The organism is Streptomyces sp. NPDC104814 (assembly GCF_055583185.1).
In genome coordinates this window covers 15497-30932 of the sequence record NZ_JBVJOL010000010.1, presented here as the reverse complement: position 1 = coordinate 30932, position 15436 = coordinate 15497, and the positions used below count along the sequence as shown (strand labels likewise).

10 protein-coding genes are annotated in these 15436 nt (G+C 71.0%); 2 read left to right on the top strand and 8 right to left on the bottom strand.

Annotated features, from left to right (window positions below; genetic code table 11):
- Positions 1-116 precede the first annotated feature (116 nt).
- The 6 genes from ACZ64A_RS28505 to ACZ64A_RS28480 form a co-directional block, all read right to left on the bottom strand.
- A complete protein-coding gene (locus ACZ64A_RS28505) occupies positions 117-710 on the bottom strand; it encodes a hypothetical protein (RefSeq protein WP_469814352.1) in 594 nt (197 codons plus the stop codon).
- Positions 695-1831 carry a ParA family protein gene (locus ACZ64A_RS28500; protein ID WP_469814350.1) on the bottom strand — a complete coding sequence of 379 codons (1137 nt, stop codon included), beginning with the start codon at positions 1829-1831 and terminating at the stop codon, positions 695-697. Before ACZ64A_RS28500 ends, ACZ64A_RS28505 begins: the two co-directional genes overlap by 16 nt.
- 426 nt (positions 1832-2257) lie before the next feature.
- Complete coding sequence (ald, locus tag ACZ64A_RS28495; RefSeq protein WP_469814799.1) at positions 2258-3373, bottom strand: alanine dehydrogenase; 1116 nt, start codon at positions 3371-3373, stop codon at positions 2258-2260.
- Positions 3374-3518: 145 nt separating this feature from the next.
- The gene (locus ACZ64A_RS28490) at positions 3519-5585 is read right to left on the bottom strand and encodes a tetratricopeptide repeat protein (protein ID WP_469814349.1); all 2067 of its coding nucleotides are present in this window, start codon (positions 5583-5585) and stop codon (positions 3519-3521) included.
- A gap of 244 nt (positions 5586-5829) precedes the next feature.
- On the bottom strand, positions 5830-6456 hold the full coding sequence (locus ACZ64A_RS28485) for an NUDIX domain-containing protein (RefSeq protein WP_469814348.1): 627 nt from the start codon (positions 6454-6456) through the stop codon (positions 5830-5832).
- A gap of 86 nt (positions 6457-6542) precedes the next feature.
- Positions 6543-8210, bottom strand: coding sequence for a CTP synthase (locus tag ACZ64A_RS28480; protein ID WP_469814797.1), 1668 nt, complete (start codon positions 8208-8210; stop codon positions 6543-6545).
- 509 nt (positions 8211-8719) lie between these two features.
- Between ACZ64A_RS28480 and ACZ64A_RS28475 the strand changes: the two genes are divergently transcribed.
- Positions 8720-10522, top strand: coding sequence for a glycoside hydrolase family 15 protein (locus tag ACZ64A_RS28475; RefSeq protein WP_469814795.1), 1803 nt, complete (start codon positions 8720-8722; stop codon positions 10520-10522).
- Positions 10523-10681: 159 nt separating this feature from the next.
- Positions 10682-12064: an FAD-binding protein gene (locus tag ACZ64A_RS28470; RefSeq protein WP_469814346.1), complete on the top strand. Its 1383-nt coding sequence runs from the start codon at positions 10682-10684 to the stop codon at positions 12062-12064.
- A 92-nt stretch (positions 12065-12156) separates the two neighbouring features.
- Here ACZ64A_RS28470 and ACZ64A_RS28465 read toward each other — a convergent pair whose 3' ends face one another.
- Complete coding sequence (locus ACZ64A_RS28465; RefSeq protein WP_469814344.1) at positions 12157-13755, bottom strand: flavin monoamine oxidase family protein; 1599 nt, start codon at positions 13753-13755, stop codon at positions 12157-12159.
- 11 nt (positions 13756-13766) lie between these two features.
- The gene (locus ACZ64A_RS28460) at positions 13767-15275 is read right to left on the bottom strand and encodes an APC family permease (RefSeq protein WP_469814342.1); all 1509 of its coding nucleotides are present in this window, start codon (positions 15273-15275) and stop codon (positions 13767-13769) included.
- Between the last annotated feature and the right edge of the window lie 161 nt (positions 15276-15436).

The following is a 15436-nucleotide window of genomic DNA, read 5'->3' as shown; positions in this document are numbered from 1 at the left end:
TCCTCGCCCGGCTGCTCCCGCTCTGCGGGCGGAGCCGCCGGGCCCCGGCCCAGTGGGCGTCGGCGGGCGGCGGGGGTGGAGGGGTCGTTCGAGGTCATGGCCCCCGCAGGGTACCGCTAGCGTCCACGCAGACGGCGTACGAGGATGCTGGCGTCCCCGCGGGATTCCAGGTCGGCGAGGACGACGGCGACGGCCTCGCGGACGATGCGCCCGCGGTCCACGGCCAGACCGTGCTCGCCGCGCAGCACCAGGCGGGCGTGCTCGAGGTCCATCAGCTCCTCGGCGGAGACATAGACCGTGATCTTCTCGTCGTGGCGCTCGCGTCCGCTGGGCCGCCGTGTGGCGCGCCCGCGCCGGCGCGGCTGCGCGGCCTCGTCGGCGACGGCACCGGCACCACTGGCAGAACCTTCCTGCTGGGTCGCTCTGCGGCGTGCGGCGCGTTCCGGCGCCGTGGACGCCCGGCTGCGGGACTCCTCGCCCGGCTCGGCGTCGGCCGCGACGTGCTCCACGCCCTCGCCGTCCCCGCCCTGCGCCGGCACGGAGTGCGGGGCGTCGTCGGGCGCGGTGGCCGTGACGGCGTCGCTCTCCCCCGCGGGAGCGGGCACCCGGGCCTCGCCGCCCGGGCGCCGGGGAGTGGACGGCTGCAGCGCCATCCCCCCTGTCGTACGGAAGAGTTCGTCGGCCCCCGGCAGACTCACTCGGCGTGACACCGGGCGAGCACCTCCCTGGCGAGCTGACGGTAGGCGGCGGCGCCGACGGAGTTGGAGGCGTAGGTGGTGATCGGCTCGCCGGCGACCGTGGTCTCCGGGAAGCGGACCGTGCGCCCGATGACCGTGTGGTACACGTGGTCGTCGAACGCCTCGACCACACGGGCCAGCACCTCGCGGCTGTGGACCGTGCGCGAGTCGTACATCGTGGCGAGGATGCCGTCGAGCTCCAGGTCGGGGTTGAGCCGCTCCTGGACCTTCTCGATGGTCTCGGTCAGCAGCGCGACCCCGCGCAGCGCGAAGAACTCGCACTCGAGCGGCACGATCACCTTGTGCGCCGCGGTGAGCGCGTTCACGGTGAGCAGGCCGAGCGAGGGCTGGCAGTCGATGACGACGAAGTCGTAGTCCGGCAGCAGCGGCTTCAGCGCGCGCTGCAGCGTGGACTCGCGCGCGACCTCGCTCACCAGCTGGACCTCGGCGGCCGACAGGTCGATGTTGCTGGGCAGCAGGTCCATGTTGGGGACCGCCGTCTTCAGCAGGACCTCGTCCGCGGACATCCCCCGCTCCATGAGCAGGTTGTAGACCGTCAGGTCGAGTTCCATGGGGTTGACGCCGAGACCCACCGACAGCGCGCCCTGCGGGTCGAAGTCCACGAGCAGCACGCGCCGGCCGTACTCCGCGAGCGCGGCACCCAGGTTGATGGTCGACGTCGTCTTGCCGACGCCGCCCTTCTGGTTGCACATCGCGATGATCTTCGCGGGACCGTGGTCGGTCAGCGGGCCCGGAATCGGGAAGTAGGGCAGCGGGCGCCCGGTCGGGCCGACGCGCTCGCGGCGCTGACGCGCGGCGTCGGGCGCGAGGGTGGCCGCGTACTCGGGGTCCGGCTCGTACTCGGCGTCGGGATCGTAGAAGTGCCCTTCGGGCAGTTCGTCGTAGTCGGCGAAGTGGTTGTGGGGCGCGCCACTTCCGTCGCCGGCCATGGCGTTCACGTGATGACCGTCCATGCTCTGGTGTGCTGACAGAGCCGTATGGGGGCTGTTCTGGCTCTGGTGGGCTGCGAAGGTTCGGACAGCGACGGAGCCGACAGCCTCGAGCCCCGTGGAGCCCTGGCCCCGCGCAGGCATTCCTGGTTGACCACCCCCGGGAGAAAATGTCGACTCATTCACAAGTCGTCTTACCTCCTTGGTGACCAGGAAACTTCTAGACAAGGTCAGCGTGGCACCATGCCGACGGTTGGCGACTCTATGGCGTGTCGGGCGTCCGCAGCAACACAATCCGCCGGACCCGGCCCGATGTGTCGGCAATGAAACATCCCGCTGTCAAGGGCGTACGGCCGTCGCACAGCAGGTTTCACCGGTGTGCGAATCGGTCGAAGGGTTACGTTCGAGGCGAGTTGACCGAGAGCCGCAAAGTGACCATACACACATCCGGCCGGACCTTGTCGGGCAAGGTCCGGCCGGATGCGTGGTGTTGACGACCCGTGTTGACGTATCGCCTTGTTGCTGCGGACGACTTGGGCCCGCGGACGGGCGGGCCGGTCGGCCGGAAGGTCAGCCGAGGAGGGCGGAGAGCTCCACGTGCTCCAGACCGTGGGCCTCGGCGACCTCCTTGTAAACGACCTTGCCGTCGTGGGTGTTGAGGCCCTTGGCCAGCGCGGCGTCGCGGCGCAGCGCCTCGACCCAGCCGTTGTTCGCGACCGAGACGATGTACGGCAGCGTCGCGTTGGTGAGGGCGTTGGTGGAGGTGTTCGGCACCGCGCCGGGCATGTTGGCGACGCAGTAGAAGACCGAGTTGTGGACCTTGAAGGTCGGCTCGGCGTGCGTGGTCGGGTGCGAGTCCTCGAAGCAGCCGCCCTGGTCGATCGCGATGTCGACAAGAACACTTCCGGGCTTCATGCGGGACACCAGCTCGTTGGTGACGAGCTTCGGGGCCTTGGCGCCCGGGATGAGGACGGCGCCGATGACGAGGTCGGCGTCCAGGACGGCCTTCTCCAGCTCGAAGGCGTTGGACATGATCGCCTTGACCTTCGTGCCGAAGATCTTGTCGGCCTCGCGCAGCTTGTTGATGTCGCGGTCGAGCAGGGTCACGTCGAAGCCCATGCCGACGGCGACCTGGGTGGCGTTCCAGCCGGAGACGCCACCGCCGATGACGACGGCCTTGGCCGGGGTCACGCCGGGGACGCCGCCGGGCAGCACGCCACGGCCGCCGGCCGCGCGCATCAGGTGGTAGGCGCCGACCTGGGGGGCCAGCCGGCCCGCGACCTCGGACATCGGGGCGAGCAGCGGCAGGGCGCGGTTCGGCAGCTCGACGGTCTCGTAGGCGATGGCCGTGGTGCCGGACTCGATGAGCGCGTCCGTGCACTCCTTGGAGGCGGCCAGGTGCAGGTAGGTGAAGAGGATCTGGTCCTTGCGGAGGCGGTGGTACTCCTCCGCGATGGGCTCCTTGACCTTCAGCAGCAGGTCGGCGGTGGCCCAGACCTCGTCGGCGGTCTCCAGGATCTGGGCACCGGCGGCAACGTACTCGTCGTCCGTGATCGACGAGCCGACGCCGGCGTTGCGCTCGATGACCACCTGGTGGCCGTTGCGCACCAGCTCGTGCACGCCGGCGGGGGTGATGGCCACCCGGAACTCGTTGTTCTTGACCTCGCGGGGGATGCCGACCTTCACGTCGATCACGGTCCTTGGCTCAGGGGAAACAGGGGCATTACTAGACATACCCAGGCATGCGGGGGCACACCGGGAGACACCGCAGGAGAACGTGCGGCAGAGCCAGTCTAATGAAGGTGTTCCTGCTGTCTAGCCTTTCATTGCATCAATCTTCAGTGGATGCACTACGGATTTCGCAGGCATTGGCGGCGTATTCCCGCTGGTCGGCCCCCTCAGGACCCTCCTGCCCCTCCTCCGCGAGCATCCGTTCGGCCGTCCCGCGGTGGATCCCGGCGGCCACCGGATCACCGAGGTGGTCCAGGGTGTCGGCGATCCGCAGGTGCAGCGCGGCCTGCAACCGGGTGTCCTCGGCCCGGCGCGCCCACTCCACCGCCTCCTGGCAGGTGCGCAGCGAATCCGCCGGCCGCCCGGCGTACTCCTGCACCCGCGCCAGCTCGCTCAACGCCCGTGCGTGCGCGGCCACATCGCCGCACCGCCGGTGGCCCGCGGCGGCCGCCCGCCAGTTCCGCAGCGCTTCCCCGTAGCGGCCCGCGTAGGTGTGTGCGGTGGCGATACGGCCGTACAGCCGGGCGGCGTCCGCACGCTCGTCCCGGGCCAGGCGCTGGCTCAGGGCCCGCCCGAACCAGTCGGCGGCCCGCTCGTAGTCCCCCAGCTCCAGATGGGCTCCACCTACGGATTCCATTGCGCGACCGGTGGCGTACGGGTCATTTGCTCTGCGTCCGGCATCCAAAGCTGCGCGATATCGCAGCAGCGCCTCGTTCGTCCGGCCGGTCTGGGCGTCCAGGTCGGCCAGGTTCAGCAGGGCCGCGGCCTTCTCCCGGGGCAGCTCGCGCCGCTCGGCCACGTCGAGGACGAGGCGGTGGACGCCGTACAGGTCCGGCGCCGCGGCCTGGGTGCCGAAGTGCGCGACCATCGCCCGCACCAGCTGGGACAGCAGCCGCCGGGCCAGGGTGTCCAGCTCCCCGTCGGCGACCGCGAGGCGGGCGGCGCCGAGCAGCGCGGGGCGGCGCACCCGCAGCCACTCCTCGGCCGCCCGGGGGGTGGGGAAGCGCAGGGCGCGCGGCATGCCGAGCATCTTCTCCCGGGCCTGCGGGCTGTCGGTCTCCGTGATCGCCCGGCAGGACTGCAGCAGCCGCACGGTCCGCTCCAGCATGCGGGCACGGGCCAGCTGCAGCTCGGCGGGGCGGTCGTGGGTCTCGGTGAGGGCCTTGAGCAGCGGGTGCAGGCAGCCGGGGATCTCGTACTCCGGCAGCGGTGAGTCGACGGCGCGCAGCAGCCCGAAGCGGACGAAGTCGTCCAGGGTGGTGCGGGCGCCGCTCACCGAGCAGCCGGCCAGCGCGGACGCCGTGTGCGGATCGACGTGCCCGGCGGGGGCGAGGGCGAGCAGACGCAGTATCCGGGCGGCCGGTGCGGGCAGCGCGGTGTAGGCCAGCTTGAAGACCCGGGCCAGCGGGGTGGTGTCGTCGCCGTCGGCGCGCAGCTGCTTGGCGAGGTCCGCGACGGCCGCCTTCGGGTGGGCCGTGAGCCAGCCGGCGGCCAGCGTCAGCGCGGCGGGCTGGCCCTGGCACGCCTCGACCAGGCCCTCGGCGGCCCGCGGGTCGACGGTCACCCGCACCGGGTCGATCCGGCGGGACAGCAGCTCGACGGCGGACTTGGTGTCCAGCCCGCCCAGCGTGCAGGGCCGCACGTCGGCGATGCCGGTCAGGGGCCGCGCGGAGACGGCGACGGCCAGGCAGTCGGGGTTGTCCGGCAGCAGGGCGTCGACCTGTTCGGCGCCGGCCGCGTCGTCCAGCAGGAGCAGCGTCCGCCGGTCGGCGAGGGCGTCGCGCAGCGCCTCGGTCAGCTCGTCCTCGCCGGCGCCCGGCGGCACGGGCCGCTCCAGCGCGGCGAGCAGCTCACGGGCAGCCCGCTCGACGGGGACGGGTGTGCCGTCGGCCTCGCCGAGCCGGGCGCGCAGCACCCCGTGCTCGTAACGGTCCGCGACCTGCCGGACCAGTTCCTCGGCGAGAGCGGTGCGCCCGGAGCCGGGGCGTCCGGCGATCAGCAGCACCCGCGCGCGGGGGGCCTTCTTCCCGCTCAGCGTGTCCAGCCCCGCGCGCTCGATGTCGGCGCGCAGTTCCTTCAACTCCCGTGTGCGGCCCAGGAACACACCGTCCGTCGACGTCTTCGCCGACAGCCGCACGCCGCCCTCGTCCACCGCCTGTTCCGTCACGGGCCACGCTCCCGTTCCACCGCACGCCGGCGCCCGACGGGACCGATCGATCGGGCGTATGCAGAGCCTAGTTCACGCTCTGCGACGATCCGGGCGGAGCACGGCGGTGCCGGACGGAGAGTCCCCTGATCGGATCAGCGGATCGTAGGACCAACGGAAGTGGAACGCCGTAAAAGGGGCGCGGGGAACTGCGCGACCAGCCACGACGACGGCGCGGCCGGACCGCGACCGGAACCAGGCGACGCTAGACCTCGAACGGCCGCGCGGGCCACTCGGCGTTCGCCGGGCGCAACGCGTCGAGTCCGCCCGCCTGCCGGGCGGCCACCAGCGACAGCACCCCCGTCACCAGGCACGTGTTGTGCAGCTCACCGGCGAGAATCCCGCGCACCAGCTCGTCCACGGGCACCCGGGCGTGCTGCATGTCGGTCTCCTCGTGCTCCGCGGCGAACCGCTCCCCCTCCGCCTCGGAGAGCCCCCGCGCGAGGAAGACGCGTACGGCCTCGTCGCAGCCGCCGGGCGTGGTGTAGACGTCGGTCAGCACCCGCCAGTCCTCGGCCTTGACGTGCGCCTCCTCGTACAGCTCGCGCTGGGCGGCGTGCAGCGGGTTCTCGCCGGGCACGTCGAGCAGGCCGGCCGGGATCTCCCACAGCTTGTGCCGCACCGGGTGGCGGTACTGGTTGATCAGCAGCACCCGGTCCTCGTCGTCCAGGGCGAGGACGGCGACCGAGCCGGGGTGGACCTGGTAGTCGCGCGTGGCCACGGAGCCGTCGGGCATGACCACCTCGTCCGTCCTGACGGAGGTCTTCGCCCCGGTGAACGGGGTCCGCGTCGCCCGGATCTCCCACTCCTCGGGCGTGTCCTTGATCGTCATGCCGTTCCTTCCCCACGTGCGCATACGAAAGCCGGGGTGCTCCCTACTGAAAGGTATGCACCCCGGCCACCGTACTAGCCGGTGTGTTACTTCGAATTCTGCCGCTCGACCGCCGCCTTCACGAGGCCGGCGAACAGCGGGTGCGGACGCGTCGGACGCGAGCGCAGCTCCGGGTGGGCCTGGGTGGCCACCAGGTAGGGGTGCGTGTCACGCGGGTACTCGACGTACTCGACGAGCTTGCCGTCCGGGGAGGTGCCGGAGAACAGGATGCCCGCCTTCTTCTCCAGCTCCGCGCGGTAGGCGTTGTTCACCTCGTAGCGGTGGCGGTGACGCTCCTCGACGTACTCCTTGCCGTCGTACACCTCGCGCACGATCGAGCCCTCGGCCAGCTTCGCCGGGTACATGCCGAGCCGCATCGTGCCGCCCATGTCGCCCTCACCGGCGACGATGTCCATCTGCTCGGCCATCGTGGAGATGACCGGGTGACCGGTGGCCGGGTCGAACTCGGTGGAGTTGGCGTCCGGGATGTCGGCGAGGTTGCGCGCGGCCTCGATCACGATGCACTGCAGGCCCAGGCACAGACCGAGCAGCGGGATCTTGTTCTCGCGGGCGTACTTGATCGCGCCGACCTTGCCGAGCACACCGCGGTCGCCGAAGCCGCCGGGGATGCAGATGCCGTCGACGTCCGACAGCTGCGCCTTGGCGCCGGCCGGCGTCTTGCAGTCGTCGGAGGTGACCCACTTGATCTTGACGCGGGCGCGGTTGGCGAAGCCGCCGGCGCGCAGCGCCTCGGTGACCGACAGATAGGCGTCGGGCAGGTCGATGTACTTGCCGACCAGGGCGAGGGTGATCTCGTGGTCGGGGTTGTGGACGCGGTCCAGCAGGTCGTCCCAGGTCGTCCAGTCGACGTCCCGGAACGGCAGGTCGAGCTTGCGCACGACGTAGGCGTCGAGGCCCTCGCCGTGCACGGTCTTCGGGATGTCGTAGATCGAGCGGGCGTCGGGGCAGGCCACCACGGCCGCCTCGTCGACGTCGCACATCAGCGAGATCTTCCGCTTGATCGCGGTGGGCACCTCGCGGTCGCAGCGCAGGACAATGGCATCGGGCTGGATACCGATGTTGCGCAGCGCCGCCACCGAGTGCTGGGTCGGCTTGGTCTTCAGCTCACCGGAGGGGCCGATGTACGGCAGGAGCGAGATGTGCACGACGAAGACGTTGTCGCGGCCGACCTCGTGACGGACCTGGCGGACGGTCTCCAGGAACGGCAGCGACTCGATGTCGCCGACGGTGCCGCCGACCTCGGTGATCACGACGTCCACCTCGTCGGTGGCCATGCGCCGGATGCGGTGCTTGATCTCGTTGGTGATGTGCGGGATGACCTGCACGGTGTCGCCGAGGTACTCACCGCGGCGCTCCTTGGCGATCACCGTGGAGTAGACCTGGCCGGTGGTGACGTTGGCGGAGCCGTCGAGGTCGCGGTCGAGGAAGCGCTCGTAGTGGCCGATGTCCAGGTCGGTCTCGGCGCCGTCGTTGGTGACGAACACCTCACCGTGCTGGAAGGGGTTCATCGTGCCCGGGTCGACGTTCAGGTACGGGTCGAGCTTCTGCATGACGACGCGCAGGCCCCGGGCCTTGAGCAGCATGCCGAGGCTGGAGGCCGTCAGCCCCTTGCCGAGAGAGGAGGCGACACCCCCGGTGACGAAGATGTGCTTGGTCGTCGTGGCTGTGCTGTTGCGAAAAGCAGCGGGCGGCATGGCCAAAGGGGGGCTCCCGTGGTCGCGGTCTGGGGGTTGCGGGTCGGCTGTCCACTCCGGAATTCCGGGGGGTGCCGTCGCTGCGGTTCGGGGGTTTTGCTCCCACCGGTCCACGGGCTACCAGGGTATCAGCGACCGGCGCCGATGGCTTCCGGCCACGCTCCGCGCACGCGCGGCCACCCGGCACACATCGGTCACGCGTTTCTCACCCGATGGTCACTCGTTCGGTGGATGCCCGTTGCCCGGAGGGGCACGCGGATCATCTACGTGCGTCGTATCCTGCTCGGACACTCGCTGCCGAGCCCGGCCGGGTACCAGGCGCCACCACAGCCCGTACATCACCGGAACAACGAGAGCTCGTCAGTTCGTTGAGCAGAGATTGCCGTTTTGCCATCGCGGTTGAGCGGCTGCTTTGCTTCACCGCTCAACGACGCACAACAACGACCCCTTGACCGCACTAGCGACAGCCCCGCACGCGGGGTGACGTGGCCGTTCGACTGGAGTTGCACGTGGCCGGGCGCATCGAAGACTACGCACTCATCGGAGACATGCAGACAGCGGCGCTGGTCTGCCGTGACGGCACGGTGGACTGGCTCTGCCTGCCGCGCTTCGACTCGCATGCCATCTTCGCCGGCCTGCTGGGGACCGAGGAGCACGGGTACTGGCGGCTCGGCCCGGCCCACGCGCCCGACCAGCAGCCGCCGACCGCGGCCCGGCGCAGCTACCGCGGCGACTCGCTGATCCTCGAATCGGAGTGGGACACGCCACGCGGCACGGTCCGGGTGACCGATTTCATGCCCCCGCGTGACGGCGCCCCGCAGCTGATCCGGATCGTCGAGGGCGTCTCGGGCCGCGTCCCGATGCGCTCGGCACTGCGGATGCGCTTCTCCTACGGCCGGGTCGTGCCGTGGGTGCACAAGCACGAGGGCCGCACGGTGGCCGTGGCCGGCCCCGACTCGGTCTGGTACGACACGGAGGTCGAGACCTACGGCAAGTCGCTGACGACGTTCTCGGACTTCACCGTCGCGCCGGGTGACCGGATCGCGTTCACCATCTCGTGGCAGCCCTCGCACAAGGAGCCCCCGGCCCTGCCGGAGCCCGAGCAGTCGCTGGTCGCGACGGAGGACTTCTGGCGCGAGTGGGTCGAGCAGTGTACGTACCACGGCCCCTACCGGGAGGCCGTGATCCGCTCGCTGATCACCCTCAAGGCACTGACGTACGCCCCCACCGGCGGCATCGTCGCGGCGCCCACCACCTCCCTGCCGGAGGACATCGGCGGCGTGCGCAACTGGGACTACCGCTACACCTGGCTGCGCGACGCGGCGATCACCCTGTCCTCGCTGCTGCGCACCGGCTACCGCGAAGAGGCCCGCGCCTGGCGTGAGTGGCTGCTGCGCGCGGTGGCCGGCGACCCCGAGAACCTGCAGATCATGTACGGCATCGCGGGCGAGCGAGAGCTGGGCGAGGCGGAGCTGGACTGGCTGCCGGGCTATGAGAAGTCCGCGCCGGTGCGGGTGGGCAACGGCGCCGCGCACCAGCTCCAGCTGGACGTGTACGGCGAGGTCACCGAGGCGCTGCACCTGGCCCACATGACGGGTCTGGCCCGCAACGACTACGCCTCGCTGCTCCAGCTGAAGCTGATCAGCTACCTGGAGAAGCACTGGCAGGAGCCGGACGAGGGCATCTGGGAGGTGCGCGGGCCGCGCCGGCACTTCGTGCACTCCAAGGTGATGGCCTGGGTCGCCGTCGACCGCACGATCAAGCTGCTGGAGTCCGGCGACGCCGACGGCCCGCTGGAGCGCTGGCGGGAGCTGCGTGAGGAGATCCACCGCGAGGTGTGCGAGAAGGGGTACGACAAGGAGCGCAACACCTTCACGCAGTCCTACGGCTCGCGGGAGCTGGACGCCTCCCTGCTGCTGATCCCGCAGATGGGCTTCCTGCCGCCGGACGACAAGCGGGTGATCGGCACGATCGAGGCGATCCAGCGGGAGCTGTCCACGACGGACGGGTTCATCCTGCGCTACCCCACCGAGGGCGAGCACGAGGGCGTCGACGGCCTTCCGGGCGACGAGGGCGCTTTCCTCGCGTGCTCCTTCTGGATGGCGGACGACCTGGCGATGATCGGCCGGGTGGACGAGGCCCGCAAGCTGTTCGAGAAGCTGCTCTCCCTGCGCAACGACCTCGGTCTGCTGGCGGAGGAGTGGGACCCGCGCCTGAAGCGCCAGGTGGGCAACTTCCCCCAGGCCTTCAGCCACGTCCCGCTGATCGACACGGCCCTGCGCCTGACGGCGTCCGGCGCGTACGGCGGCTGAGCGGCGCGCGCGTACGGCGGCCGGCCGGCCTCCGGCGCGTACGGCGGCCGGCCGCGTCCCGTGTGTGACGGCGGCCGGCCCCTGCGTACGACAGGTCCGGCGGCGCGTGCCCGCCTAGGCTGGAAGCGCACTGTTGCCCCTGCGGAAAGGGGGGCGGCCATGGCTTCCCCTGCGAAGGCGGGCGCGGCGCTGGCCGCGTTGCGTGAGGATCTGGTCGGCGACGTGTTCGCTCCCGGCGACCCGGGCTACGACGAGGCCCGGAGCGTCTTCAACGCCATGATCGACCGGCGTCCGGCGGCGATCGCGCAGTGCGCGCGCCCGCAGGACGTCGCACGGGCCGTGCGGTGCGCCCGGGACCTGGACCTGCCGGTCGCGGTGCGCGGCGGTGGGCACAGCGTGGCCGGCATGGCCGTGGCGGACGGGGCGCTGGTCGTCGATCTGCGGCGGCTGCACGAGGTGGTGGTCGATCCCGCGGCCCGCTCGGTCCGGGTCGAGGGCGGCGCCACGATGAGCCACCTCGACCGGGCCACCGAGCCCCACGGCCTGGCCACCACCGGCGGGCGGGCCTCCACCACCGGCGTCGGCGGCTTCGTCCTCGGCGGCGGAACGGGCTGGCTGGACCGGACCTTCGGGCTGGCCGTCGACAACCTGCTCGGCGTGGACCTGGTCACCGCCGACGGCTCGCACGTCCACGCCGACGCGGACGAACACCCCGATCTGTTCTGGGCGTTGCACGGCGGCAGCAGCAACTTCGGCGTCGCCACCGCGCTCACGCTGCGGCTGCACGAACTGCCCGGGTTCTCCATCGCCCTGTTGCTGTTCCTGCCGACGGCGGGGCCCGACGTGGTGCGCGCCTTCCGCGAGATCATCCGCAACGGACCGGACGAACTGAGCGGCGCGGTGCTGTACTTCACCGGCCCGCCGGAGGAGTTCGTACCGCCGGACCTGGTCGGCAAGCTGCTGTGCGGGGCGCTGGTCACGTACGTGGGCGGTGAGGACGAGATGCGCAGGCTGGCCGAGCCGTTGCTGGCGCTGCGGCACGAGGCGGAGATCGTCGGGCCGATGCCGTACGCGGACGTGCAGTGCATGCTCGACGATCCGCCGGGGATGCGGAACTACTGGTCGGCGGAGTATCTGACCGGTCTGCCCGACGAGATGGTGGACGTCTACTGCGGCCTCGCCGACGGCATGCCCGTGCCGACCGGCACCCAGCACATCCTCTTCCCGCAGGGCGGCGCGATCGCCTCGGGTCCCGCCGACTTCCCGGTGCCCTACCGCAACGCGCCCTGGGCGGCGCACCCGTTCGGGATCTGGGAGGACCCGGGGGACGACGAGCGGGCCGTGTCCTGGGTCCGCGGGGTGCGGGCCGCGGTCCGCCCGTGGAGCACCGGCGCGGTCTACCTCAACTTCATCGGCGACGAGGGCGCCGAGCGGGTCGAGGCCGGTCTCGGCGCCGGGAACGCCCGCCGGCTGGGCGAGGTGAAGAGGCGCTACGACCCCGGCAACGTCTTCCGCTTCAACCACAACATCCAGCCGGCCTGAGCGCGCGCGGTGGGCGGGGCGACCTCGCCGAGGCCCGCGTCGAGGTGGACGTCGACGCGGGCCCGTACCGTCCCACCCCGATGCCTGGGCGCCTAACCCAGTGCGGCGATCACCTCCCGTGCCGCCCGCTCCCCCTCGGTCGCGCCGCCCTCCATGTAGCCCTGGAAGTCGTAGCTGCAGTGCTCGCCGCCGATGTGGATGTTGCCCTGCGCGGTCCCCTCGTAGCCCGCGTACCGGTGCAGATAGCCCACCGGCCAGTAGGAGTAGGCGCCGAGGGAGTACGGGTTGAGGTGCCACGCGGACAGCTCAGCGCGGCCGGTCCACGCACTCGACGTGCCGGGGAAGATGGCGTCGATGTCCTTGAGATACTTCCCAGCGAGGCTCTTCACATAGGGGTCGCTCTCGAACGAGAACGGTCCCGCCGGGGTCAGCGACTTGGCGAGGCTCCCGCCGCCGTACTGGATGAGGATGCCGCCGGTGCCGGGCTGGACCTTGGTGGTGTCCCAGGTCTGCTGCACCTGGCCGTCGGTGAAGCACTCGCCCGCGGACACGCCGGGCCAGGGGCCGGTGCCGCGCCAGGGACGGCTGGAGAACTGCATGTTGAGCTTGGTGCAGTACCCCATGCGGGCGTCCCGCAGCAGACTGGTCATCCGGGGGTCGAAGCCGGCCCGGCTCAGATCGAGCCGTTGCAGGACCGGCAGCGGCACGCACAGCACGGTGTGGTCGGCGGTGACCGTGCGGGTGCTGCCCGCCTCGCTGAAGGTCAGTGTCTGCGTGCCGTCGGCGTTGGCCCGCACCGCCTGCAGCGACCAGCCCTGCCGGATCGTCCCCGCGGGCAGGAAGTCCGCGATGGCGTGCGGCAGTTGGTCGTTGCCGCCGACGATGTGGTAGCGCTCGTCGGACAGGCCCCAGATGTTGAAGTCGCCGGGATTGGTCTGGTAGCCCATCAGCAGCACCAGGGCGAGCGAGGACTGGTCGGTGGTGTCGGCGCCGTACTCGACGTTGTAGGCGACGTCGAAGAGCTGTCCCAGCCGGGAGGCGTGGCCGCCGGGTACCCGGGACTCGATCCAGTCGTACAGGGACATGGTGTCCAGGGCCGTGCCGGCGGCCGTGGTCTGGTTCCACTTGACCTCTCCGGCGGCCTGGAGGTCGGTGTGCAGGGCCTGGTAGACGGCCTTGAAGTCCTCGTCGGCCCGGTCGCGCGGGTAGTAGGCGCCGTCGAACCAGAACACCTCCTCGGCGCCGTTCGGGCCGCCACCGAGGAAGTCCTCCAGGGGCAGGGAGAAGCGGCGGCACAGTTCCTGGATCTTCTTGTGGCCGGTGTCGATCAGCTCGCCGCCGACCTCGGAGGTCTGCCCCCAGGCCCAGTGGTCGCGCTGGGAGTACATGCGCCCCCCGACCCGGTCGGGGTTGGCCTCGTACACCGTGCAGGCGTATCCGGCGTCCCGGAGGGTGAGCGCGGCGGTCAGCCCGGCGATGCCGGCGCCGACGACGGCGATACGCGGTGCGGAGGCGGCGGCGGCTCTGGCCGGGACCGCCACCGCGCTCACCGCGGCGGTGGCGAGGGCGCCCTTGAGGACGCTGCGGCGGCGGATCCGGCGGGCTTCGGCGACGGGCAGGCCGAGCCGGTGGGCGGCGGCGTGGTCGGCGGTGAGGGAGCTCAGGGCGTGCATCAGCTGCGTACGGGACACGGTGCGGCTCCTCAGGCGTTGGCGGGGGCTTCCTCGATGTCGCTGTCCGTGCGCTCGGCCGCGTCCTCCAGGACGATCCGGCCGATGATCTCGTAGCGTTCCGGGCGGCGGGCCCGCAGATACAGGCCGAGGCCCAGGCCGCCGAAGAAGACCAGCCCGACGATCCAGGGGATGGCCTTGAAGAAGAGCGAGCCGGCCGCCGTACCGGCCGCGGTGTCCATGTTGACCACCAGCAGCACCACCACGGCGGTCATGCCGATCCCGCCGAGCAGGGGCGCGGTGAAGGTGCGGAACCAGTGCCGGTCCTCGGGGTGGTTCCTGCGGAAGTAGCCGATGACCGCGAAGGAGCACAGGGTCTGCACGATGAGGATGGCCATCGTGCCGAGGATCGCCAGCAGGGTGTACAGGTGGATGTACGGGTCCTGTCCGGTCGCCCAGAACGCGCCGACGAGGGCGACGGCGATGACGGACTGCACGAAGGAGGCGAGGTAGGGCGAGCCGTGCCGGGGGTGGGTGCGGCCGAAGAGGGGGTGCAGGAACCCCTCGCGGCCGATGGCGTACAGGTAGCGCGCGGCGCATTGGTGGAACGCCATGCCGCAGGCGAACGAGCCGGTGATCAGCAGCCACTGGAAGGCGTTGACCGCCCAGGCGCCGATGAAGGTGTGGGCGGGGGCGAAGAACAGGTCGAGCGGGCTGGCCCCGGCGGAGAGCTTGACCGCGCCGCTCAGTCCGTTGCCGGCGATGGTCATCCAGGAGACGTAGATGTAGAACAGGCCGACGCCGACGACGGAGATGAGCGTGGCGCGCGGGATGACCCGCTTGGGGTCGCGGGACTCCTCTCCGTACATGGCCGTCGACTCGAAACCGACCCAGGACCAGAAGGCGAAGAACAGTCCGAGTCCGGCGGAGGCGCCGGTGAAGGCGTTCTTGGGGTTGACCGGCTCCAGCGGGATGCCGTCCGGGCCGCCGCCGTGCAGGAGGACCGCGGTGGCGACCGCGAAGAGGACGGCGATCTCCGCGATCAGCATGACGCCGAGCGCCTTGGCGGTGAGGTTGATGTCGAAGTACGCGAGGACGGCCGTGACCAGCAGCATGGCGGCGGCGTAGAGGACCCAGGGCAGGTCGACGCCGAGCTGGTCGTGGACGGTGGTCTGCGCGAAGTAGGAGAAGACGCCGACGATGGACGCCTCGAAGACGATGTACGCGAGCACCGCGAGCATCCCGGAGGCCAGGCCGGCGATCCGGCCCAGGCCGTGCGAGATGTAGCCGTAGAAGGCGCCGGCCGCGGTGATCCGGCGGGCCATCGCGACATAGCCGACGGAGAAGACGGTCAGCACGAGCGTGGCGAACAGATAGCCGGCCGGTGCGCCGGTGCCGTTGCCGTAGCCGACCGCGATGGGCAGGTTGCCGGTCATCGCGGTGATGGGTGCGGCGGTGGCCACCGCCATGAACACCACACCCACCAGTCCTACGGAATTCGCTTTGAGGCGATGCACCTCTCGCGTGGGAGTTTCTGCCATTCCCGCCCCTCTCACCCGTCATTCACAACGGAATCTGAAGATCACGCCGCGGATTACCTGCGGATGCGTCAGTGTGGCGGCGGAGTGACGCGCGCCACAACAGACAGGCGGTCACGCTATTGGGCGCCCGGGGCGACGCAGTGTCGCGGCGCGGGCGGCGG

Bases quoted from the DNA above. Each gene is read 5' to 3' on its own strand.
- ACZ64A_RS28460 (WP_469814342.1), bottom strand. From the start codon at position 15,275: ATGGCAGAAACTCCCACGCGAGAGGTGCATCGCCTCAAAGCGAATTCC.
- ACZ64A_RS28480 (WP_469814797.1), bottom strand. From the start codon at position 8,210: ATGCCGCCCGCTGCTTTTCGCAACAGCACAGCCACGACGACCAAGCAC.
- ACZ64A_RS28485 (WP_469814348.1), bottom strand. From the start codon at position 6,456: ATGACGATCAAGGACACGCCCGAGGAGTGGGAGATCCGGGCGACGCGG.
- ACZ64A_RS28470 (WP_469814346.1), top strand. From the start codon at position 10,682: ATGGCTTCCCCTGCGAAGGCGGGCGCGGCGCTGGCCGCGTTGCGTGAG.
- ACZ64A_RS28500 (WP_469814350.1), bottom strand. From the start codon at position 1,831: ATGCCTGCGCGGGGCCAGGGCTCCACGGGGCTCGAGGCTGTCGGCTCC.